Source organism: Paeniglutamicibacter sulfureus, assembly GCF_030512175.1.
Lineage (GTDB): Bacteria > Actinomycetota > Actinomycetes > Actinomycetales > Micrococcaceae > Paeniglutamicibacter > Paeniglutamicibacter sulfureus.
The window spans coordinates 60,321-81,342 of record NZ_JAULBL010000002.1; the positions used below are offsets into that span (position 1 = coordinate 60,321).

Below are 21,022 nucleotides of genomic sequence, written 5' to 3' on the forward strand. Positions count from 1 at the left end.
CCCGTGCTGAAACTAGCCCTGGCAAACCTCAAGACGTATTCACGGCGCTTCATCGCCGTGACCCTGGCGGTCATGATCGGCACCGCCTTCCTGGCAGCGACGCTCATGGTCAACGCGTCCGCCACCGAATCCCTGAAAGCCAGCATCGGCTCCTCCTACGCCAATGCAGACCTCGTTGTCACCGGCGACTACATGGCCGACATGGACGCCGACGACAGCGAAAGGCCCGAAACCTACAGCCTCGACGCCAAGACGCTGAAGGCCATCGAGGACATTGACGCCGTGGCCGCCGTCCACGGCGTCACCAACTCCGGGGTGAGCGTCAACGCCGGGGGCAGGGACTACTACGCCTCGGCAAACACCGCCGCCACCAACACGAAGCTGAACACCACGACGCTCACGTCGGGGTCCCTGCCCACCGGCGGAGACCAAGTGGCCGTCGATGACACGTACGCCGGTGAATACAACATTTCCGTCGGAGATGTCCTGGAAGTCGGTTCGACCACCGCGGAGGGCAAGGAAGTCAGCCGCCAGGTCAAGGTCTCGGGCATCACCGCTGCCTCCAACGACCCGATCACCGGCGCGGCCATGAACCTGACAGTCGGCCAGTCCCTGCTTGAAGCCCTCTCGGGGCCCGGGGATGCCAGCTACGGCAGCATCACCCTCGCGGCCAAGGACGGAGTTGACCTGCAGGGGCTCAAGGCCCCGCTGGCCACCGCCCTGGAGGCAACCGGCCTGAAATACTTCCACGTCAACACCCCGGATGAGCAAATTGTTGCGGACGTTGCCGCGTTCTCCGGCGGCAGCGACCAACTCACGATCGTGCTGCTGGTCTTCGCCCTGATCGCGCTGGTGGTCACCGGGCTGGTGGTCATGAACACCTTCGCCGTGCTCATTGCCCAGCGCACCCGCGAACTGGCCCTCATGCGCACCTTGGGTGCATTGCGCGCCCAGATCCGCTCCTCGGTCCTCATCGAGGCGCTGCTGATCGGGCTCTTGGCCTCGGCCGCCGGCGTGCTACTGGCCACCGGCATCATGGCGGGCCTGATCGCGATCCTGGGTGCCACCGTTCCCGAGATGTCCTTTGCCATCCTGGCGGTACCGGCACAGGCCATCATCGTGCCGATCCTGGCCGGAACGCTGATCACCCTGGTTGCCGCCTGGGTTCCGGCCGGCAAGGCCATGTCAGTCTCCCCGCTGGCTGCCCTGCGCCCGGCCGACGACGCGGCGGTGGGCAACAAGGCCGGCAAGGTGCGCATCGTCTTCGGGCTCCTGCTGCTCCTTGCCGGCGCCTCCGCCCTGGCCTTCGGCGCGATCCAAGGGAACATCCTCATCGCCTTTGGCGGCGGGATGCTCTCCTTCCCCGGCGTCCTGATGCTCGGCTCTCTCTTCCTGCCCAAGACCGTCTCGGCCATCGGCAAGCTGACCTCCGGGTCCAGCGTTCCGGGCAAGCTCGCCAGCCTCAACGCCGTCCGCAACCCCGGACGCACCACCGCCACCGCCACAGCGCTGCTGATCGGCGTCACCTTGGTCTCGATGATGATGGTCGGTGCGCAGACGGCCAAGACCTCCCTGGGCGATGCCTTGGGCAGTGAATACCTGGTGGACGTCGAGGTCAACGACTACTCAGGCACCACCTATTCCGCTGACTCCCTGTCCAAGGTCGGGGCCATGGACGGCGTCGAGGGCCTGGCCGAACTCACCTTCGTCGGCAACTCCAAGAGCGGCCAGGAAATCTTCGCCACCGATCCCGAAAACCTCAAGTCCGTGCTCAACAGCGGCAAGCAGGTCCCGGCTGCCGGCCAGGTCCTGGTCTCCTCCAACAACGAGGGCAAGACCATGGAGGCCACAGGTGCCGGTGGCAAGAGCGGCACGCTGGACATGCTGGTCACCGAAAGCAACGCGCTGCAGCCGGTCATCGGCTGGGACACCGCCACGTCAATGCTGGGCGTAACCAAGGAATCCGTGGCGACGGACCAAAACGCCCGCACGGTGCTGTGGCTGAAGGTCGATGACCAGCTCGACGCAGCAGCGGTGCGGTCGCTGCAGTCCGACATGGCCGATGAACTGAACGTCGATGAATTCGCCGTGGGCGGCGGGGTCATGGAGAAGCAGATGTTCAACACCGTCATCGACATGCTGCTGATGATCGTCTCGGGCCTGCTGGCCGTCGCGGTGCTGATCGCGCTGATCGGCGTGGCCAACACGTTGAGCCTCTCGGTGCTCGAGCGGACGCGGGAGAACTCGCTGCTCCGTGCCCTAGGCCTGACCCGCCGGCAGCTCAAGGCCATGCTGGCCACCGAGGCGGTGCTGATCGGCGGGGTCGCCGCCCTGCTGGGCGTGCTGCTCGGATCTGCCTACGGGCTGCTCGGCGCCCAGTCGGTCATGGGTGCCTTCGGCGCCATGAGCGTGTCGATCCCGTGGCTGCAGCTTGCAGGAGTGATCGCCGTCAGCGTGGTTGCGGCGCTTGCCGCCTCGATCGTCCCGGCCCGCCGCGCGGCGAAGCTGGCCCCGGTGCAGGGGCTCGCCAGCGAATAGCGCCCGGCCGAATCTAGCCCAGGGGGTCCTGCTCGAGATCGAGCAGGACCTTCTTGGCGTCCAGGCCGCCGAGGTAGCCGCCGAGGGACCCGTCGCTGCGCAGCACCCGGTGGCAGGGGACCAGGATCGGCAGCGGGTTGGTGGCGCACGCGGTGCCCACGGCCCGCACCGCAGCCGGACGCCCGGTCAGCGCGGCCATTTCCTTGTAGCTCATGGTGTGGCCGTAAGCGATCGAGGGCAGCGCCAGCTGGACCTGAAGCCGGTAGCCGCTGGAAAGCCGGTGGTCCAGGGAAAGCTCGAAGCCCGTCCGCGCATGTGCGAAGTACTCATCGAGCTGGGCCGCCGCCGCATCCAGCGGTGCGGCGCGGTGTAGCACGCGCACCCCGACCTTCTGCGCCAGGGTTCCGAGCACCGCATCGAAGTCCTCGGCGGCGAAAGCGACGCGCACGACCCCACGCTCCGTGGCGGCAAGCATGAGCTGCCCCACCGGGGAATCCACCAGCCGGTAGGATACGTCGATCAACCCCTCGGCCGCGGCCCGCTCGGCCAGTTGCTGCCGCAGGACATCCATCTCGTGCATGGCAAGTTCGCTCATGATTCTTCCTCCGCTTCGATAAGTTCCTTGCGCAGGGCCCTGATCCCGTCGGACGCGGCCCGGCGCAGGGAAGCTGCGCTGCCGCCCAGGTACGCCGGGATATCCGCGTAGGGGAACCCGAGCAGGTAGTGGTAGCCGATCACCTTGCGTTGCAGTTCGCTGAGCGAGCCCAGGGATTCGAGCAGCTCCAGCTGTCCCAGGCCTTCGGGTAGCCCCACGGTTTCCGGGAGCTGCCCGACGGGCACGGGATGGTTGGCCCGCAGGATGTCGATGGCCTTGTGCCTGGCGATGGTGATGAGCCACGCCTCGAGGTTGGCGCCCTTGGCCAGGCCCGGATAGGCGCGCAAGGCCGCCAGAAACGTTTCGCTCCAGGCGTCCTGCGCGTCCGCTCCCGGGCCCAGCAGTGCGGTGCACATGCGCAGCACCGTGGTGCCGTGCCGGCGCACCACCAGCTCGAAGGCGGGTTTGGTTGTCATCTCCATACCCTGTAAACGTGCCGGCGGACCATTTTGTGAGGTGCTATCGCAAAATGATGCTCGTGGCCACGGCCGGGGAGCGGCCCGAGGCCACGAAGCCGGAGACATTGGATTCGGGGTGCTTGATGATGTCGCACACCGAACCCAGGTGCCGGGACAGGTCGATCTTGTCCTCCGGGGCCGCGAGCAGCAGCTGGAAGCCGAATTCCTGCAGCGCATTGATGCCGGCTGCCGCATATTCGGAGTTCGCCTGGATGAAGGCCTCATCGATCATCACGGTGCCATAGGCGGTGAACCCGGCCGTGGCGAAGCCCAGCTGGTAGGCCAGTGCGGCTCCCATGATGAACGAGGTGAAGCGCTGGCCCTCGCCGCCCGAAAGCGTGCCGGGCTCCAGGCCGGTCTCGACCTCGCCGTTGGGCTTGTGCTCATTGCAGCTGATGGTCACGTGTTGGCGCACGTCCAGCACGGTGTCGCGCCAGGCCGCACGCGAGGAATCATCCAGGGCATCCACCAGGGCCTCGAGCGCCTTGTAGCTCTCGCTGAGCGTTCCCGCCCCGCGCGAGGAATACGCACCGGCCAAGGCGTCCTTCAAGGCCTGGCGGAACGCGCGGGCCTCGTCCGGAATCGTCGTGGCGACCTCGAGGGCCAGCTTGGAGCCGTGCTCGAAGGTGACATCCGCGAGGATCTGGTTCAGCGGGGAGATTCGCTCGGCAATCGAGCGGCGTTCCTCTTCCAGCAGCTGCAACAAATCAGAGAAGCGCTCGTAGGAGCGGTTGGAGAAGTACTCACGGAACTCCTCCTCGTGCTGCGGCAACCCCTGCTCGATGATGCCCTGGTGCAGGGCGACATAGTGCTCGGCGGCCTCCACCGAGGTGCCGAAGGAGACTGCGGCGGAATTGCCGAATTCGCGGGCAAAGGCCCGGAAGGTGTCCTTCAGCGAGGCTTCCAGCGTGTACGCCTCGCGCTTGAGCTCGGCCCCGGATTCGGACAGCGACAGGGCCAGCGCGTTCAGCGCGGCCTCCAGCTCGGCGGTGCCCACCGGCGAGCCCTCGTCCAGCCGGCCGACCAGCGGCGCCAGCTGCTCGCTGGCGGTAAGCTTCGCCGCTGCCCAGTCCTCGGTCGCCGTGTCGCGCACGCCCGCGGCGCGCAGCGCGGTTTGCGCTTTGTCCAGGGCGGCGGAGAGCGTCGTGGCTTCGGCGCGGGCCACTGCCAGTGTGCCGACGCATTCCTCGAGTTCGGCACGTGCCGCTTCCAGGGAGCGGCGCACGTGGGAGAGGTCCCCGGATTGGGACAGCGCTTCGGCCATGCGCGCTTCGAGGTCCTGCAGGGTGTTCAGGGCGCCGGAGGCATCCAGCGAGGCGAAGCTGCGGTCATCGCTGGCCAGGGTGCCCAACAGCGCCAGCTTGGCCGCGAGCTGGTCCTTGGCGGCGGAACGGTCATCTGCCACCGCGGCGGCCTTGGTGGTCTCGGCCTCGAGCTTCGCCAGCTTGGTCTCCAACTCGGAGATCTTCTCGGCGTTGGTGAAGCCGAGCAGGTAGTCGGAGGCCGCCACGCCGCGGGTGTCGCGCTCGAAGGTCCCCGCACCGGTCTTGATGGTTCCGGCCAGGGAGATGGCCTTGTCGTGCACGTGCAAGCCTGCGTCCGAATCGACGCAGGCCAGCGGGTAGTCGGCGGCGATCTTGGCATGCAGCCAGGTGCCGGCCGGCGAATGCTTGAAATCGAGCTTTCCCACCAGGTCCCCGGGGCCGGCGACGACATCGCGCGGGGTCTTGGAGATGTCCATCCAACGGATCCGGCCCAGTCCCGAGAGCGAATCAATGGCGCGGGTGACGGCCTTGATGTCTTCGCCGCGCACCAACAGGGTGGTGGCCAGGGAACGCAGGGCTTTTTCGGCCGCCGGCCGCCATTGGCCGTGGGCGGGGGACAGGTCGATCAGTTCCCCGGCAAAGGGAAGGTCCTCGATGTCCAGGTTGGTGGAGGCGGCAATGGCGCGGCGGGCGGCAATGGACCTGTCATCGATGTTGGAGCCGCGCTTGGCGTAGGAATCGATCTGCAACCGGAGTTTCTTGGCACGGTCCTTCAAATTCATGACCGATGCCATGGCCTCGTATTCCATGGTGCGCGCGTCCTTGGCAATCGAAGCCAGGTTCTCGGCGCTGACGGCAGCCTGCCGGCGCATGGCCTGCAGGCCGGAGGCGGTGAACGTGAATTTCAGGCCCACGGCCTCGAAGTTCTCCCGCAGGGTGCGCAGGACCGATTCGCGGTCGGCCAGGTTCTTGCGGGCGGACTCGGCCTCGCGCTCCAGCAATGCCAGCCCGGCTCCGCCACCGGCCTCGTGCTGCTCGGCGAGCGACGCGACCTTGGCTTCAAGGGTGGCCTTGCGGACGCCGCTTTCCTCGATCAGCGCCGCATTGGTCTCGACCGCGGCGCTGAGCATGGCGGTTTCGCCCCGCAATGCCCGGGTGGCCAACTGGGCACCGAAGGCCGGAAGCTGGGTGGATACCAGGTTGTTGAGTGTGGCGAGTTCGGCGCTCAGCTCATCGTGGCGCAGCTTCTGCTCGGGTACCGAGGCCAGCGCGTCGCATTGGGCGCGGGCCTCCTCCAGCTGGCGGTGGATGCCCCGCAGGTGTGAGAAGTCTTCGATGGCGCCGGTGGCGGCCTTCATGGTCGCGGGGATTTCCAGTACTTCGTAGCGGAAGAACTGGTTCACGCCCTTGTCCAGTCCCTTGCCGTTCTGCAGGGTACGCAGCAGGGAAAACGCTTTGTCGTTGTCGATTCCCAAGCGGCGACGGAACTTCTCGGCGAAGGCGCGGTGAACGTCGAAGGCCTCGAATCCGGGCAGCGACTTCTGCAGCGAGGAGGGGGTGAAGCGGCGTGCCCCGTGTTCCTCCAGGGCAGCGGTGTCCAACACCCGGTCGCCCATGACGTAGTGCTTTCCGACCTGGCCCTCCAACCCGTTGGCGGGTAGGTCGAAGATCGCGCCGATGCACACGTTCGAGCCCAGCCCGTCTTCGTACACCAGCGCCAGGGCGCTCCAGGTGGCGCCGGGGCGCTGGTACAGGGTGCCGGCCTCGGTCTTGAAGCGGCGCCCGCGCATGTAGGAGTAGGTGGTACGCCGGTCCTTGCGGGTGGAGGCCTCGTGCGCGGACTCGTTGAGCCGCGGGGCGGCATGGAAGATGTGCCCGATGCCGTCAAAGAGGGTCGACTTGCCCACGCCGGGGTGCCCGGTGAGCAAGGTCCCGGCGCGGTCCACATACAGGGTGTGCCGGCCGTGGAAGGTTCCCCAGTTGATGACCTGGATCTGGGTCAATCGGTGCTGCCCGGGGTTCAGCGCGTCAGAGAGCGGAAGGGTCATTTCAATGCTCATAGCTCTTCTGTCTCCAACTCGAATTCTTCGGTGTCATCGGTGCCCACGCGCTCAATGGCCTTGATGTAGTCGGGGATTTCCTCGATCGCGGCAAAAGGCAAGGCCAGCGCCAGCGCCCCGGAAACCTTGTACTCGTCGCCCAGCTCGGTGGGCAGGATGAGCTTCAGGTTCAGCAGCCGGGTCAGGGCCGCATCGGTGTTTTCTTCCAGCTTCTTGTCGTCGGTGTCCCCGGGGGCACGGTGCTCCAACAGGATCTCCCGTGCGGCCTCCCGGGTGATGACCGCGTCGGTGCCCGAACCGGCATGGCGTTCAAGAAGCAGCCGCAGGCGCAATGCCAGCAGGGTCTCCTCGCGCTTCAGGGCTCGGCGCGGGGCAATCGCGGTGGTGTGGGCCGCTTCCAGGTCCACGGGGCTCAGCAGTGCGATCTTGCGGTTGGCATCCACCTCGAGCACCAGGAAGATCTCGGCGACGTAGGCGGCGATGTCGGCCCGCCGGTCCAGCACCAGTTGCCAGAGCCGGGGTTCGGCAACGCCGTCAAGATAGGGGCCGCGCAACAGGCGCACCAGCAGCTGGCGCAGCGGCAGTTCGAACGAACCTGTGTCGCCCTCGAAGAGGCGGCGTTCGTCGATCGCGCCGGTGGGAAGTGGGCTGCTCATGCGGGATCCTTCGTGAAGCTCATGGCCGGCACCAACGCTGTTCGCGTGACGCCGTTGACCTGGGTGAAGCTGATTTCCTCGAGGGTGGACTCGTCGATGCGGTCCCCGCCGTTGCGGGCCGCCTCGATGAGGTACCTGATGGTGTTCAGGTGCCGGTGTTCCTCGCCGAGGCTGTTGTAGGTTTCCCTCAGGCCCGCCGAACCACCGGAGGCGGCGCGGACAGCGGCGATCGCGTTCTTCAGCACCGGGATGTCGGGACCCGGGGTGGAAGGGGTGCGCCGGATGTCGGCGACCGACAGGGGCGGCGGGGCTGCCAGCTTGGGCGGGGCGACATGTTCGTCGGGATCGTAGATGCCCAATGCCGCAATGGAGGTGAAGCGCGGTGCGTACAGCCGGATGGGGGCCACCGGCGTGCGCGAGTGCAGGACGCGCGAGGAGGAAACGGCGACTTCCGCTGCCCGCACCGCCTCGCGCAGGATGGCCGCTTCCTTGAACTCGGCCGATTGCACATAAGCGTGCAGCGATTCCGAGAGCCTGCCGTAGGACTGGTGGACCTCGGAGGCCTGGCGGCGCAATTCCCGCAGCAGGTTTGCCAGGGTGTGGCGTTCCTGGTTGTCCAGTGCGTCCACGAAGTCGCGTTCGAGGACCTCGTTGACCGCCTCGCGGAACCGGACCTGGGCCTCGGGGGAGTTCAGGAACTCCGTGAAGCCGCGGAAGGTCTCTCCCTGCGGGGTGCTGCGCAGCTGTTTGTCGCCCTCCAGCACCGCGCCAACGGCCACGCCCTTGGCGGAGGAGGACTCCATGATTTCCCCGCGCAGGGCGTGGAGCATCTCTTGGACCCCGTCGCGCATGCGCTTGAAGTCGGCGGGCAACCCCGAGGCCATGTCCAGCACCGAGCGGGTGGCGGCCAGCGCGCCTTCGCGCGGCAGCACCGCCGGGGAGGTTCCGTCGCGCAGGGAAGCGATCTTTTCCTGGCGCTGGGCGATCTCCGCCTCCAGCGCACGGATGCGCGCAGCGGGGTCCGGGTCGGTTTCGTGGGCCAGGGATTCGAGGGAGGTGAGCAGGGTGTTAAGCCGCGAGGAGTTCAGGTTGGTCCGGTCCCCGGAGAAATCGGACAGGAATTTCAGCACCCGGGCGGTTTGCGCCGTGGGTTCGTAGACGAAGTGCCCGTCGACCAGCGGTCGGGCCAGGAACTGGTTGCGCACCCAGGCATCGGCGTATTGGGCAGCCCCCATTGAGTCGTTGAAGCCCGGGTCCTCGGAGCGCACGACCTTGAGGAAGGATTCGAGGGAGGCATGGAAGACCTCCAGCCCCACGCGGGGTTTGGCGCTGGTGAACTCGGCGCGCAGGAAGGCCACGGCCCAGGGTGCGGTGGAGAGCAATTTCCAGGCGGCGGACGACCTGAATTGTTGCGTCTGACTCCACAGCGGGCTCGCCTGGTGGGTAGGTCGCATCACGGTCCTTTTGCTGGGGATTGACCAAACAATCCTAGTCCATCGAAGCGGCGGTTTAAGGTTCGGGACCAACCGGGTATGGTCGGTTGAACCACACCGGTGACGGGGCCGGCGGATGGTTTTTCCTTCGTGCCTGGGCTATATGGGAGGGAAAAGTGATGAAACCGCGTCGTCGCTCGGCAACCGCGGTCGCACTGCCGGCAGCTTCGGGACCGGTCTTTGCCAGGTGCATCACTGCGCCCAAGATGCCCCCGGGCGATGCGACCCCACTTCGATCCGTTCGGCCTCGCAATCCATGGTTCTTCCAAGTCGGGAACAGGAAGGCCCGACCGAGACGGATCGCATCGAACGGGCGACCAAGCTGGCGGCGGGCTACGACTATGCGGCTGCGACCACGGCCCTGGCCGGAATCGAAGGTGCCCAGGCGCAGAAGGTCATCGACCCCAGGCGACCCAAGTCGGAGTAGTCGGTCTTGCCTACCTGGCCTCCTGGAATTCCTCGCTGTCGATGGTCTTTTGCTGGTGGACGTTGTACCGCGCCCCGGCAATCGTGGACTGGTTGATGATCTCCCCGGCCTCCGCCAGCTCGGCGGGGGAAAGCGACAGCCGGAGTGCACCGAGGTTCTCGGCGAAGTGGCCGGGGTTCTTGGTTCCAGGGATGGCATGGACATGCTCGCCCTGCGCCAGCACCCAGGCCAACGAGAGCGCGGCGGCGGTGGTCCCCAGGCGTGTCGCCAATCGTGCGAGGCGGTCGACCAGCTCTAGGTTGTGCGGGTAGTTTTCCTGGCTGAAGCGTGGCATGTGATGCCGCATGTCGCCGTCGGCCAGCGCGTCGATGCCACGCAGGTTGCCCGAAAGGAAGCCCCGGTAGAGCGGGGAGAATGCCACCAACGCCGTCCCCAGCTCGGCGCAGGCCTCCACCATGCCCAGCTCCGGGTTGCGGGTGGCCAGCGAGTATTCGTTTTGCACCGCGGCAATCGGGTGCACCTCGTGCGCGATGCGCAGCGTGGCGACCGAAACTTCGGAGAGCCCGATGCCGCCGATCTTCCCCTGGGCCACGGCCTCGGCCAGCGCGCCGACCGATTCCTGGATCGGGACCTTGGGGTCGAGCCGGTGCAGGTAATAGAGGTCGATGTGCTCCGTCTGCAGGCGCTGCAGCGAGGCGTCGACCTGGGCGCGGAGAGTTTCGGGGCGTCCGTCGATCTGCCCGCGGCCATCGACCAGGGCCAGCCCGCCCTTGGAAGCCAGCAGGTACTCGCCCCGGCGCTGTTTCAGGTGCTGGCCAATGAGGTTTTCGCTGCGGTGCCCGCCGTACAAGGTTGCTGTGTCAAGGTGGTCGACCCCGGCATCCAGCACGTCGTGCAGCAGCCGCCCGGCTTCCCGGTCGGTGGGGAAATCCGAGTATCCATGGGCGATGTTCATGGCCCCGAAGCCCAGGGGATTGACGTTCTTGCCTGCCAGTACACGCGTAGTCATGGGTTCATTTCTAGCATGCGACGCCGACCGAGCGCCCATCACCGCGCATCACTTCGTCATGCTCGGAGAGCAGGTGTTTGCCTCGACGCCCGCCGTTCCGGCCTCTCGGTTCGGGTGCATGACGCCGTCTTGGTGGCGCTGGCCCGGAAGCGGTGGGCGTGCTCCGATGCGGGTGGACGCCAAGGGAGTGCACATGGCCGCGGACGCACGGGGGCTGCGTCGCAATTCTTCGGCCAACGCGCGCACGGCGACAGGCTGGGTGGCGAAAATGCGGCTGTCCAGCGGTGCATGTGAATTGGTCATGCCCAATCTTCTCCAACGGACGTGTCCCACCGGCGAACCGGACATGAATCCCTGGGGGTGCCGCCGGGGGTGGTCGGCCGGCTGGCTCAGGACCCCAGGGCCAGGAACGCCCCGAGCTGTGCGAAGGCAGCGGGAGTGGATGGCAGGAACTGCGTCAGCGCGGGGGAGCGCACGATGACCGCCCGCCATTGTCCGCGCGAGACTGCCACATTGATCCGGTTGCGGTTCAGCAGGAAGTCGATGCCGCGGGCCGCGTCATCTGCCGAGGAGCACGCCATGGAGACAATGACCACCGGCGCCTCCTGCCCCTGGAACTTGTCGACGGTGCCGACCTTCACGTCTTCCAACCCTGCCGCGTCGAGCTCGGCGCGCAGCAGGTTCACCTGCGCGTTGTAGGCCGCGACCACCAGGACGTCCTTTGCCAATAGCGGCCTCGGGGACTCTGCCTCGCCTCCAATCCAGGACAATCCCATGTGGGCGCGCACCTGGTTGATGACCTCGTGGGCTTCCTCCACGGATTGGGTGGTGTTTCCGCGGTGCTCCACCAGGACGGTGGACACCCCGGCGGGGACCTGCGAGAGCGAACGCTGTGCGGCCGCGGAGGCCGAATGCAGCTTGGACTCGTAGCTCAGCGCCGAGACCTTGGCACACAGCTCCGGGTGCATGCGCCACGAATCGGCAAGGAAGTAGCCCAGCTCCTCGGGCAGCGTGGGGTGCCCGGCGCTGAGCCAGCCCAGCGCGGACTCGTCCACCGGCTGCGGGTGCGAACCCTGGGTGACCTGCGGCAGCTGCTGCGGGTCACCCAGCAGGAGCAGGCGGGTGGCGGCACGGGAGACCGCCAGCGTGTTGGCCAGCGAATACTGCCCGGCCTCGTCGATGACCAACAGGTCCAGGGAGCCCTCGGGGACCCGCTTGCCGGTCATGGTCCACGCGGTGCCTCCAATCAGTGCCCCCTGGTCCGAGTTCAGCAGATCCTCAACCGCGTCGTCGGTGGTGCCGGACCACGGGACCTCGGTTTTGTCCCCGGCCTTCAGCTTCTTGGCGACCTGCTCCGGATGCACCCCGGCGCTGGTGATGGCCTTGGTCAGCACGTTGTCCACCACCGAGTGGGACTGGGCCACCACACCGACCTTCCATCCCTGTTTCACCAGGGCCGCGATGACGTGGGATGCCACGTAGGTCTTGCCGGTGCCCGGGGGTCCCTGGACTGCAAGATAGGAATCGTCGAGGTCACCCAAGGACTCAATGATGGCACCCACGATGTTGGGGTGCCCGTTGACGATGTTGGGCACCGGCGGGGTGGAAAGTGTCTTGAAGCGCGGTGCGGACTTGCGCAGGATGTCGATCCCCGGGTGCCTGGGCAGGGAAGGCAGCGCACCGCCGACGGTGCGGGCCAGCTCGGCCAGTGCATCACGCAATGAGGTGGTGTTGATCGGCTGGTCCGGGGTCAGCGCCACGGGCAGGGTGCCGAACGGCGGGACCTTGGTGTTGGATTTTTCGGTGATGACGAATCGTTCGTCGTTCTCGTTCACCACGGCGTTGAACAGCCCCGCCCGCCCGGCCATGCTCGGTTCGAGTTCGGGGGGCAACGGCTGGGAGTACATGGCAAACCAGCTCGAGCCGACCTTGAAGTCCGAACCTTCGGCCATGGTGCCGCTCAGCTCGGTGACACGGGATTCAACCCTGGCCCTGGTGCTTGCCTTGTGCCAGTCCTCGAGCACTCTTGCCTCGTCGACAACGAACACGTTGCGGGTCTCGGCCCACGAATCGAAAGGTGCATCGAGCCGGTCGAAGTGCTCCCACCAGAACTGCTTGGCCTCGCGCCGGTGGTAGCCGGTGGCGGCGGCAACCATGGCGATGGCCCGCTCGTCGTCATCCAGTGCGCGGTCCTGAGGGAGTGATTCGAGGTACTCGCGCAGCGCGATTTCCTCAGCGCTGGGCTCGACGTCGTCGACGCCGGGAAGGGGGGTCTCGTCCACCCACTCGGCGCGTGTTTCGTGCGGTACCAGGCCCAGCAGCCAGTCGCGCAGCCGCAACGTGGAGAGGCAATCGTATTCGTTGTAGTCGCGGATGGATTCCAGGATCCGCCCGGCCTCGGCATCGTCAACGCCCAGCTGCTCGGTGTACTTGGCGTAGGCGACGACGGAGGCGCCTGCGTCCTTGACGTCCCCGCCGCGCAGGTGCTCGCCCATGTAGAGCGGCTCGAGCTTCTTGATCGAATAGGAGCGCTCGGAGATCAACAGCGAGTGGCGGACGGTGTCGTAGAGGTCCACCAGCAGCCCATCGCGCAGCCACTGGTCGATGGTGTCCTCGGCGACCACGTGGCGCAGCGAGAGGTTCCGAAGGGCGCTCTTCTCATAGGGCGCATAGTGGTAGATCTTCATCTGGGGGAAGACCGCTCGGCGCGCCTCGACGTAGGCGACGAAGTCGGTGAAGGCCTTGCGCTCCTCGGCCCGGGAATGCGCCCAGAAGGGTTTGAACACCGGCTCGGCCGTATCGATCTCGATGACGCCGAAGAGGTATTCCAGTCCCCAGGACTCGTCAAAAGGATCCTGCCACAGCGGATCGCCTTCGAAGTCAAAGAAGATGTCCCCGGCGTTGGGTTCCGGGAGCCGGGAAATGGTTTGGGTTCCATTGACCTTGTAGGCAACCCCGCCGATGGTTCCGTCGCTGGTTCCGAGCCCGACCTGCATGCGTGCCTGTTCGGCAAGCTTGTGGTGCGGATCGCGTGCCTTGGTGTTGCCTGCGGCGAGCTCGTCAATGGTGTTGATTCCGGCTTCCATGAGCTTCCTGCGCTTGACGGTGCTCATGCCGGCGACCAGCAGCAGGTCGCGGTGCTTGGCCACCTGCTCGGCGCAGTAATCGCAGCGTCCGCAGGCGCCGATGCCGTCCTGGCCCCAGATGACGGGGTTTGTTCCCGACCGATGGGCGAAGGTCAACGCCTTGAAACGGGCCCGGCGCTCCTTGAACACCGGAAGCAGCTCATGCATCTGGTGCACCGAATGCGTCTTGTCCCCGAGCACCAGGGTGGTCTTTGCGGCGACCGGGATTCCGGCGGTGATGAGCTGGTCGCCGTAGGCAGCCAGTTGGAGCAGGGCCGTGACGCGGGCGTGGCGGGCCAACTTGGTGTCCCACACCGCGTAGGAGCCGTCCGGTTCACGGACCAGGAAGTCGGCAAAGCCGACGAATTCCCCGTCGAAGAAGGTCGCCTGGAACACCACGTCGGCGCCCTTGAGCAGCGCCTGGTGCGTTTCCTCGTGTGCCTGCTCCAGCGAGGCCCGATCCCCGCGGACTCCGGCGGCCAGCATCTTGACGCCGCGGCCGGTGGATGGGTCGTAGTCGCCGAATTGTGCGCGCAGCTCTTCCAGGACCTTGTGTTCATGGGCGTCGCCAAGCACCGCGGTGCGGTCGAGCATTTCATCGGGTCCGAAATCGGCCTTGTCGCTGCGTCCCAGGCGTTCGTCGAGCTTGCTCAGCGAGGCGAATTCGCAGCTTGCGGCCACCACGAGGTCGGATGCGGAGTAGATCAGGTCCTGATCGAGGAAAAACACGGGACGGGTGCTCCTTTGCCTTGGCTTGTCTTTGAACCTAGCACCGACCCTCCGTCATTTCGGTTCCGGTGAGGAGCGGCGTGCGCCCTGCGCTACTTGACGCCGGGGGCGGACACCGCGGATTTTTCGTTTCCTTCTTCCTCCGGCTGCATCGAGGCGCCGCGGGTCATGGTGCACAGGAACAGCGCGGAAATACCGGCCGAGACCAACATTGCGGCGGCCATCGGCACCGCGCTGTGCTCGCCGGCCATGCCCACGATCGGGGAGGCGATGGCCGCGAGCGTGAACTGCAAGGCGCCGAGAATCGCCGAGCCGGTGCCGGCAAACCGGGTGACCTGCGCGGTGGCCAACGCCGAGGCATTTCCCAGCACAAGGCCCAGCGCCGAGACCGTGACAAAGAGCAGCAGCATCGTGGGGATCGCCGGGGTGCCGGCGAAGACGATGATGCACAGCAGTGCCGCGCTGCCGGCCAGCAGGCTTCCGACCCCGATATAGGTCAGCCGCTTCGGGCCGGCCCGGGTGACCAATCTGGCCGAAACAATGCTGGCGGCTGTCAGGCCGAGTGCATTGGCTCCGAAAGCCAATGAGTAGGTGGTGCTTCCCAGTCCGATGATGTTCTGCAGGACGAAGGGGGAGGCTGCGATGTAGGCGAACATCGCAGTCATGGCGAAGGCGAACGTGAGTGTGAATCCGAGGTAGGGCTTGTTTCGCAGCACCTGCCCGGCGTTGGAACCCAGTACCTTGAGCCCGCCGGCGCTGCGGCGCTCGGGCGGCAGCGATTCGCGGACCAGGAAGGCGGCGCCGATGATCATCAGCAGGTTCAGTCCCGCCAGCACCCAGAACACGCCGCGCCAGCCGAAGCCCTGGATGATTCCGCTGCCCAGGAGCGGGGCGAGGACCGGGGCGATGCCGCCGACGGTCATCATGATTGAGAACATCCTGGCGGCATTGACGCCGCGGGCGATGTCAGTGATGATGGCCCTGGCCAGGACCACGCCGGCGGCGCCGCTGAAGCCCTGGACGAAGCGCATGGCAATGAGCCACTCGATGGTTGGCGCCAGCGCGCACAGGGCGCTTGCCGCAAGGCAGGCCACCGTGCCCAGCAACAGTGGCCTGCGGCGGCCGAACTGGTCCGAAAGCGGACCGATCACCAATTGTCCCGTTGCCAGGCCCAGCATGAAGGTGGTCAGGGTGAGCTGCACCGAGGTGGCGCTGGTGTTCAGATCCGACATCATCTGCGGGAACGCCGGGAGGTACATGTCGATGGCGAAGGGCGCAATGGCGCTGAGCAGCGCCAGGATGCCCAACAGGGACGCGGAGGTTTTGCCGGGGTTGGTCATGGCGTGGAAGGTGCCCACTTTCTCGTTGCAGGCAGGGTCCGGGACATACCCACCATGTTTCCACATTGATGATGGGCATGCCCGCGCCGGCATCCGTGGGCGGTGCCAAGGACCGTGCTTGCCGAATCAGTCCTTGGAAAGCTGCCTGAGGATGAAGGCCGCGGTGGCCTCGGCGAGCCCCGCACCGTCCTCGGATACCGTGCGCCCGGAGCGGGCGACCTTGAAGGAGTGGTCTCCGCCTTCGAACCAAACCACTTCGCTGGCCGGGTTGAGGTTGGAGACCACGCGGGTCATGAGTTCCTGGTTGGCGAAGGGGTCGCGGGTGCCTTCGAGGAAAAGCATCGGCACCTGCAACGGGTAGAGGTGTTCGTCGCGAAGTTTGTCTTCCTTCTTCGGGGCATGCAAGGGGTAGCCCAGAAAGATCAGGGCCTGGGTGTCCATGCCGTCGGCGACGGCCATGGAGGCCATGCGACCGCCAAATGACTTGCCGGCGGCGAACACCGGAAGTTCCCCGGAGAGGTTCGCGCCGACCCACTCGCGTATCTGTTTCCACACGTTGATCGCAACGGGTGCACGGTCCGGAAATTTCTTGCCCGCATCCATGTACGGGAAATTGAAGCGCAGCACCGAAATGCCTTTTTCGGCGACTGCCCGGGCGTAGCCGGCCATGAAGTCATGGTCCTTGCCGGCGCCGGCTCCGTGGGCGAGGACCAGAAACGCCAGGGGATTTTCGGCCTCATCAAGCAAAGCGGTGACACTTTCGGTGCCGCACGGGATGTTCAATTCCTGGCTCATGGGTTCAAGCCTAGATCTTGTTGGCCGGTTGGATCGAACCGATCACGATGGTCGGAGGGCGGCGCTGGTCGCCACCGACTCCAAGAGCGCTGTCGACGAGGTGGCAGTGCCTTGCGAATTCGAAATGCGCTGGCACCGGCCGCGGAACATATTTGCGCGCATTCCCTGAATGCCGAGGCGCGTCAGTGCAGTGGGAAGTTCGAGTCCTTGATGTTCGCCTCGACCCGGGTGTAGGCATCGCGGGCGACGGCCTTCCAGAAGCGCAAGGCAGTTCCCGGGTCATCGGCCTCCAGCGTGGCGATCGACGCGGCCGAGAGCACCTTTAGGTGCAGCCTGCCCACGGCCGTGACCCGGGTGGTTTGTTCGCCCTCACCGCCCAGGGCGATCTCGCCGAAGGTCATGCCCGCCGAAAGCGTCGCGTGCCGCACCGGCTTGCCGTTTTGCAGGGTCGAGGTGACCACCTTGCCCTTGAGGATGAAGTAGACGCCACCGAATTCCTGGCCGGGCCGGCGAATAATGCGTCCGTCCTCGATCCGGGACTCCTCCATCAGGGATTCGAGCAGGTCGATGTCAACGGCGTCCAGCGGCGCCAGCGCAGCGAAGTCGCAGACCGAGACCTCGCTGGGCACCAGGTCGTCGCCCCCGTAGCGCTGCAGCAACGTGGTCTCTGCCCATTCCACCGCGTCGTTGCGGCTGGGAAAGCAGCGCAGCGACTCCAGCGGCTCGAAGATTTTTTCCTGGACCAACACCATGGTGCGGCCTTCCGCCTCCAGTTCCCGGCCGAGCTGGTGGATCATCTCCACCGCAATGCGATCGATGTCGTCGACCCGGCGCAGATCCAGGATCACCAGTTCCACGGAAGGGTCCAGTTCGCTGACTTCGCGCACCATGGACTCGGTGCCGGCGAAGAGCAAGTCGCCGGCCAGCTCCACGATGTGCGCCCGTTCCCCGTACTCGGCCAACAGCTTGCTGGCGGCATCGGTGTAGCGGGTGTAGGACGGGGCATCGGTGATGTCGAAGTGGTCGCGGATCACCGAGCGGCCCAGGCGGGCGGCGCGCACAAAGTGCATCCCCATATCGGCGCTGATGCGTTCGCTGGCGGCGACCCCGCGCACGGAGGAACCGTGGAGGTCCAAGGCGGGGGAGTAGATGGCCAGTCCCACCTGGCCGGGAAGCACGGCAATCAGCCCGCCGCCGACTCCCGACTTGGCGGGCAGCCCCACGGCGGAGATCCATGCTCCGGCATCGTCATACATGCCGCAGGTTGTCATGACCGACAGGGTGCGCTGGACCGCTTCCTTGCTCATGACCTGAACCCCGGTGCGCGGCTGGGTGCCGCCATTGGCCAGCGTCGCTGCCATCATGGCCAAGTCCTGGGTGTTGACCATGACCGAGCAGGCGCGGAAGTAGTCCTCCAACACCGGGCTTGGATCGGTCTCGATGATGTCGAAGGAACGCAGCAGGTAGGCCAGTGCGCGGTTGCGGTGCCCGGTGAGCGCCTCGGAGGCGAAGATGGAATCGCTTAGTTCCAGGCGTCGCCCGGCGGCCGTGGAGAAGTGTTCCAGGATGCGCTCGAAGCGCGGGGCATCGGTGTTCCTGATCAGCGAAACCGTGGCAATGGCCCCGGCATTGATCATGGCGTTGGCCGGGCGCCCGCTGCCCCGGGCCAGCGAGATCTCGTTGAACGCGTCCCCGCTGGGTTCCACATCGATCTTCGTATCCACCGCGTCCAGGCCGATGTCGTCCAGCGCCAACGCGTAGGAGAACGGCTTGGAAATGGATTGGATGGAGAATTCCAGGTCGGCATCCCCGATCCGGTACACGTGGCCGTCGACGGTGGCCATGGCAATGGCGAACTTCGAGGGATCGGCGTCGGCCATTGCCGGGATGCCCTGGTAGGGGGTTCCTGCCGTGAGATCCAGAAGCTCTGCATGGAGGTCCGCGAGGTAGCTGTCAATGGGGGAGCGCATGACTCCTAGCCTAGGGGTTCGACGCCCGCCGTGTCCGCGATGGCCTGCATGGGCTTGGTGGTCAGGGCCTGTCCGATGGCAGCACCGAGGATCTTGGCGCCCTCGACATTGGGGTGCACCCCGTCGTCGCTGAGTCCCTCAATGAAGGTGTTCGCCTCGCTGCGCAATCCGGCCGACGCGTCCACGTATGTCCAGCCGCGCTCGCCGGCGAAGGTTTTCAGGAATTCGTTGTAGGCCACCGTTGCCGCAACGGCGTCGTCGCGGGGAGGAATGCTGCTCAGCAGAACCATGGGTGCCCGTACGATGCGGGCGATGCGCGCCAGGTTCTCTCCGATCATTGTGTGGCTGTTGCCGTGCGCGAGGTCGTTGGTGCCGGCCAGGATGACCAGGGAATCCGCGCTTCCGGCACGCAGGGCCACGGCCATGTCCCCGCTTTGGGCACCGCCCAGGGCCCAGCCGCCGGTCCATGCCAGGGTGGCGGGCGTCCCGGGTGTGTTCACGTACCTCACCCAGGAGGCTTCGCCGACGTGGCCGACGGCCACCTTGCGGCTTCCCGCTGCCGTGATCGAGTCCCCGGCGACCATGAAGGTGTTGTGGTTTACGCCCGCTGGAACAGCGAAGGCTTGCGGCAGCGGCTCATCTGCGCGCGGCATGCCGGACAGACCCAGCAGTCCCACGAAGACGGCCATGCATGCAAGTATCAAGAAGGGTTTGCGAGTTCCCAAGGTTTTGCCCCTTTCCTGCATTAATCGTAGTGGCCGCGTGTCCCCGATTCGGACTCGTTCCTGCAACGATTGCTTCCCGGGTAAGACAAATCACGGCGGCTTTCCGAACCAGGATTCGTCGGGAAAGCCGCCGTGAACGCGTTGGAACGCGGAGCGGTTACTTGCGCCGGCCGGCCACCAGCGATGCGAGAATCACCGCGGCGGTGACGGAATTGACGGCGGGCCAGGCGCCGATCTTCTTGGCCAGCGGATGGGATGCCCCGAATGCTGCAAGGTAGAGCCCAGTCAGGGCAGCTGCCCTCGGGGTTCCGGCGTTGGCTTTCCACAGAAGGAAGGCACCGGTTCCCGCTGCGGCCAGCACCGCGCCGCCCAGCGGGCGGTTCTTCGTGGTGCGGGCGGTGGCGAAGCCGCCGATGAGTCCGGTTCCGGCAATTGCCGAGGGCAGGAATGACATGGTTGGTGTTCTCCTTTTTCCTTCTAGCTTAGATGCCGATGCCGCCGGTGCATGGGGCGCCGGGCTCGAGGGTCTGCGGGCCCTGGCGGTATTTCGTGATGAAGGTCTTGATGCGCGGGTCGTCCGGGGAATCGACGCTGAGCTGTTCTCCCCAGGCCGTGAGCTTGATCTTCTCTCCCTGTTCCGGGAAGGGGCTCAGGATGAGGTAAGTCTTCTCTCCCACGGCTTCCTCCAAGGCCGTGACTTCCGCATCGCTGGCCCCGTCGTAGGTGATCCATACGGCGCCGTGTTCCATCGAATGAACAGCATTGTTTTCTGGGACCGGAGCCTCATAGATCCCACAATTGAGCCAGACTGGATTGTGGTCACCGCCCACTCCGGGCTTCTGGTCGTAGGCGACCGTTGTATCGACGTGATTGGCCGAGGCCACCTCGTAGGTCTTGACTCCGTCAATGGGGGCGGCGGCGGCTGCGGTTGCGGCAGATTTTTCCTGGGCGGCACCGCTGAGTACCACGCTGGTGGGGATGACGATGGCCAGTGCGGCGGTCGCGATCACCGCCACGGTCAACAGCTTGGTTCGTTTTTCCTTGGCTTTTGCCTTGGCAAGGACCATTTGGGCTTCTGCGCGTTTGTTCATGGGAAGTCGTCCTTTAGCTCAGCTGTGAAAGCAGCTGGTTCAGGGCCGCTATTTCGGCCTCTTGGGTCTTGGTGATCTTGGTGGCGAAGGCGGCGACCATGGCGTTGTCGCCGCGTTGCAGGTAGGCCTCGGCCATTTCGACGCCGCCCTTGTGGTGGGCGATAATCAGGGTCAGGAATTGACGGTCGGCGGTCTCGCCCCGCGCGGCGGTGAGCTTTTGGATGTCGGCCTCGCTGGCCATGCCCATGGAGGCCATGGTGTGGGGTCCGCCGGGGGCGACGCTCCCGTGGCCGGCATGCGAGGCATCCTCGTTGAGAAGGTCGCTCATCCACGTCATGGATTCACCGGTTTGGGCCAGGCCCCAGGTCTCAAGCCAGGCAAACATCTGTCCCGATTGCTGCTGCTGGGTCAAGGCAATGTCGTAGGCCATCGAGCGCACGGCAGGGTTGGTCGAATTTTCCCGAATGATCATGGAAAGCTGCACCGCTTGGTGGTGGTGCGTTTGCATGTCCCGGGAGAAGCCTGCCTCGGGGGAGGCCTCGGAGGGTAAATTGCTGCGCGGATTGGCGGATCCCAGGATCCAGCCGCCGGTGGCCATGGCCAGCATGAGTGCCACCACGGCGATGACCAGGGCGCGGGAAGTTTTCGGTTCGGACATAGTGGGTCCTCGGAACGAAGAAGGCGGT

The 21,022-nt window shown here is 65.9% G+C and carries 17 protein-coding genes; 2 read left to right on the forward strand and 15 right to left on the reverse strand.

Translation table 11 applies throughout. The features are described 5' to 3' along the window. Positions 1–3: 3 nt before the first annotated feature. On the forward strand, positions 4–2,538 hold the full coding sequence (locus Q2T94_RS06945; RefSeq protein ID WP_302263424.1) for an ABC transporter permease: 2,535 nt from the start codon (positions 4–6) through the stop codon (positions 2,536–2,538). Positions 2,539–2,551: 13 nt separating this feature from the next. Here the strand turns inward: Q2T94_RS06945 and Q2T94_RS06950 are convergent, their stop codons facing one another. The 5 genes from Q2T94_RS06950 to Q2T94_RS06970 are packed head-to-tail and all read right to left on the reverse strand — an operon-like array spanning position 2,552 to position 9,086. Beyond that, on the reverse strand, positions 2,552–3,133 hold the full coding sequence (locus Q2T94_RS06950; protein WP_302263425.1) for a methylated-DNA--[protein]-cysteine S-methyltransferase: 582 nt from the start codon (positions 3,131–3,133) through the stop codon (positions 2,552–2,554). Continuing rightward, positions 3,130–3,609 (reverse strand): RNA polymerase sigma factor, encoded by a 480-nt coding sequence (locus Q2T94_RS06955; RefSeq protein ID WP_302263426.1) that lies wholly within the window; start codon positions 3,607–3,609, stop codon positions 3,130–3,132. The genes Q2T94_RS06950 and Q2T94_RS06955 overlap by 4 nt, the downstream gene beginning before the upstream one ends. A 43-nt stretch (positions 3,610–3,652) precedes the next feature. After that, the gene (locus Q2T94_RS06960) at positions 3,653–6,976 is read right to left on the reverse strand and encodes an ATP-binding protein (RefSeq protein ID WP_302263427.1); all 3,324 of its coding nucleotides are present in this window, start codon (positions 6,974–6,976) and stop codon (positions 3,653–3,655) included. Further along, positions 6,973–7,632, reverse strand: coding sequence for a DUF4194 domain-containing protein (locus tag Q2T94_RS06965; RefSeq protein WP_264268414.1), 660 nt, complete (start codon positions 7,630–7,632; stop codon positions 6,973–6,975). The genes Q2T94_RS06960 and Q2T94_RS06965 overlap by 4 nt, the downstream gene beginning before the upstream one ends. Continuing rightward, positions 7,629–9,086, reverse strand: a complete 1,458-nt coding sequence (locus Q2T94_RS06970) for a DUF3375 domain-containing protein (RefSeq protein ID WP_302266371.1) — start codon at positions 9,084–9,086, stop codon at positions 7,629–7,631. Before Q2T94_RS06970 ends, Q2T94_RS06965 begins: the two co-directional genes overlap by 4 nt. Before the next feature lie 295 nt (positions 9,087–9,381). Between Q2T94_RS06970 and Q2T94_RS06975 the strand changes: the two genes are divergently transcribed. Next, positions 9,382–9,552 carry a hypothetical protein gene (locus tag Q2T94_RS06975; protein ID WP_302263428.1) on the forward strand — a complete coding sequence of 57 codons (171 nt, stop codon included), beginning with the start codon at positions 9,382–9,384 and terminating at the stop codon, positions 9,550–9,552. Between the two features lie 10 nt (positions 9,553–9,562). Here the strand turns inward: Q2T94_RS06975 and Q2T94_RS06980 are convergent, their stop codons facing one another. The 10 genes from Q2T94_RS06980 to Q2T94_RS07025 form a co-directional block, all read right to left on the reverse strand. Then, positions 9,563–10,561, reverse strand: coding sequence for an aldo/keto reductase (locus tag Q2T94_RS06980; RefSeq protein ID WP_302263429.1), 999 nt, complete (start codon positions 10,559–10,561; stop codon positions 9,563–9,565). Between the two features lie 48 nt (positions 10,562–10,609). Beyond that, entirely contained in the window at positions 10,610–10,864 is a 255-nt protein-coding gene (locus tag Q2T94_RS06985) for a hypothetical protein (protein WP_264268411.1), read from the reverse strand. Positions 10,865–10,950: 86 nt separating this feature from the next. After that, on the reverse strand, positions 10,951–14,415 hold the full coding sequence (locus Q2T94_RS06990) for a TM0106 family RecB-like putative nuclease (RefSeq protein ID WP_302263430.1): 3,465 nt from the start codon (positions 14,413–14,415) through the stop codon (positions 10,951–10,953). Between the two features lie 92 nt (positions 14,416–14,507). Continuing rightward, on the reverse strand, positions 14,508–15,773 hold the full coding sequence (locus tag Q2T94_RS06995; protein ID WP_302263431.1) for a multidrug effflux MFS transporter: 1,266 nt from the start codon (positions 15,771–15,773) through the stop codon (positions 14,508–14,510). A 108-nt stretch (positions 15,774–15,881) separates the two neighbouring features. Beyond that, the gene (locus tag Q2T94_RS07000; protein WP_302263432.1) at positions 15,882–16,550 is read right to left on the reverse strand and encodes an alpha/beta hydrolase family protein; all 669 of its coding nucleotides are present in this window, start codon (positions 16,548–16,550) and stop codon (positions 15,882–15,884) included. 182 nt (positions 16,551–16,732) lie between these two features. Further along, complete coding sequence (glsA, locus tag Q2T94_RS07005) at positions 16,733–18,520, reverse strand: glutaminase A (protein ID WP_264268404.1); 1,788 nt, start codon at positions 18,518–18,520, stop codon at positions 16,733–16,735. 5 nt (positions 18,521–18,525) lie between these two features. Beyond that, the gene (locus tag Q2T94_RS07010) at positions 18,526–19,245 is read right to left on the reverse strand and encodes an SGNH/GDSL hydrolase family protein (protein WP_302263433.1); all 720 of its coding nucleotides are present in this window, start codon (positions 19,243–19,245) and stop codon (positions 18,526–18,528) included. A gap of 157 nt (positions 19,246–19,402) precedes the next feature. Beyond that, the gene (locus Q2T94_RS07015) at positions 19,403–19,699 is read right to left on the reverse strand and encodes a hypothetical protein (RefSeq protein ID WP_302263434.1); all 297 of its coding nucleotides are present in this window, start codon (positions 19,697–19,699) and stop codon (positions 19,403–19,405) included. 28 nt (positions 19,700–19,727) lie between these two features. Then, entirely contained in the window at positions 19,728–20,336 is a 609-nt protein-coding gene (locus Q2T94_RS07020; protein ID WP_302263435.1) for a thioredoxin-like domain-containing protein, read from the reverse strand. A gap of 13 nt (positions 20,337–20,349) precedes the next feature. Continuing rightward, entirely contained in the window at positions 20,350–20,994 is a 645-nt protein-coding gene (locus Q2T94_RS07025) for a DUF305 domain-containing protein (RefSeq protein WP_302263436.1), read from the reverse strand. Between the last annotated feature and the right edge of the window lie 28 nt (positions 20,995–21,022).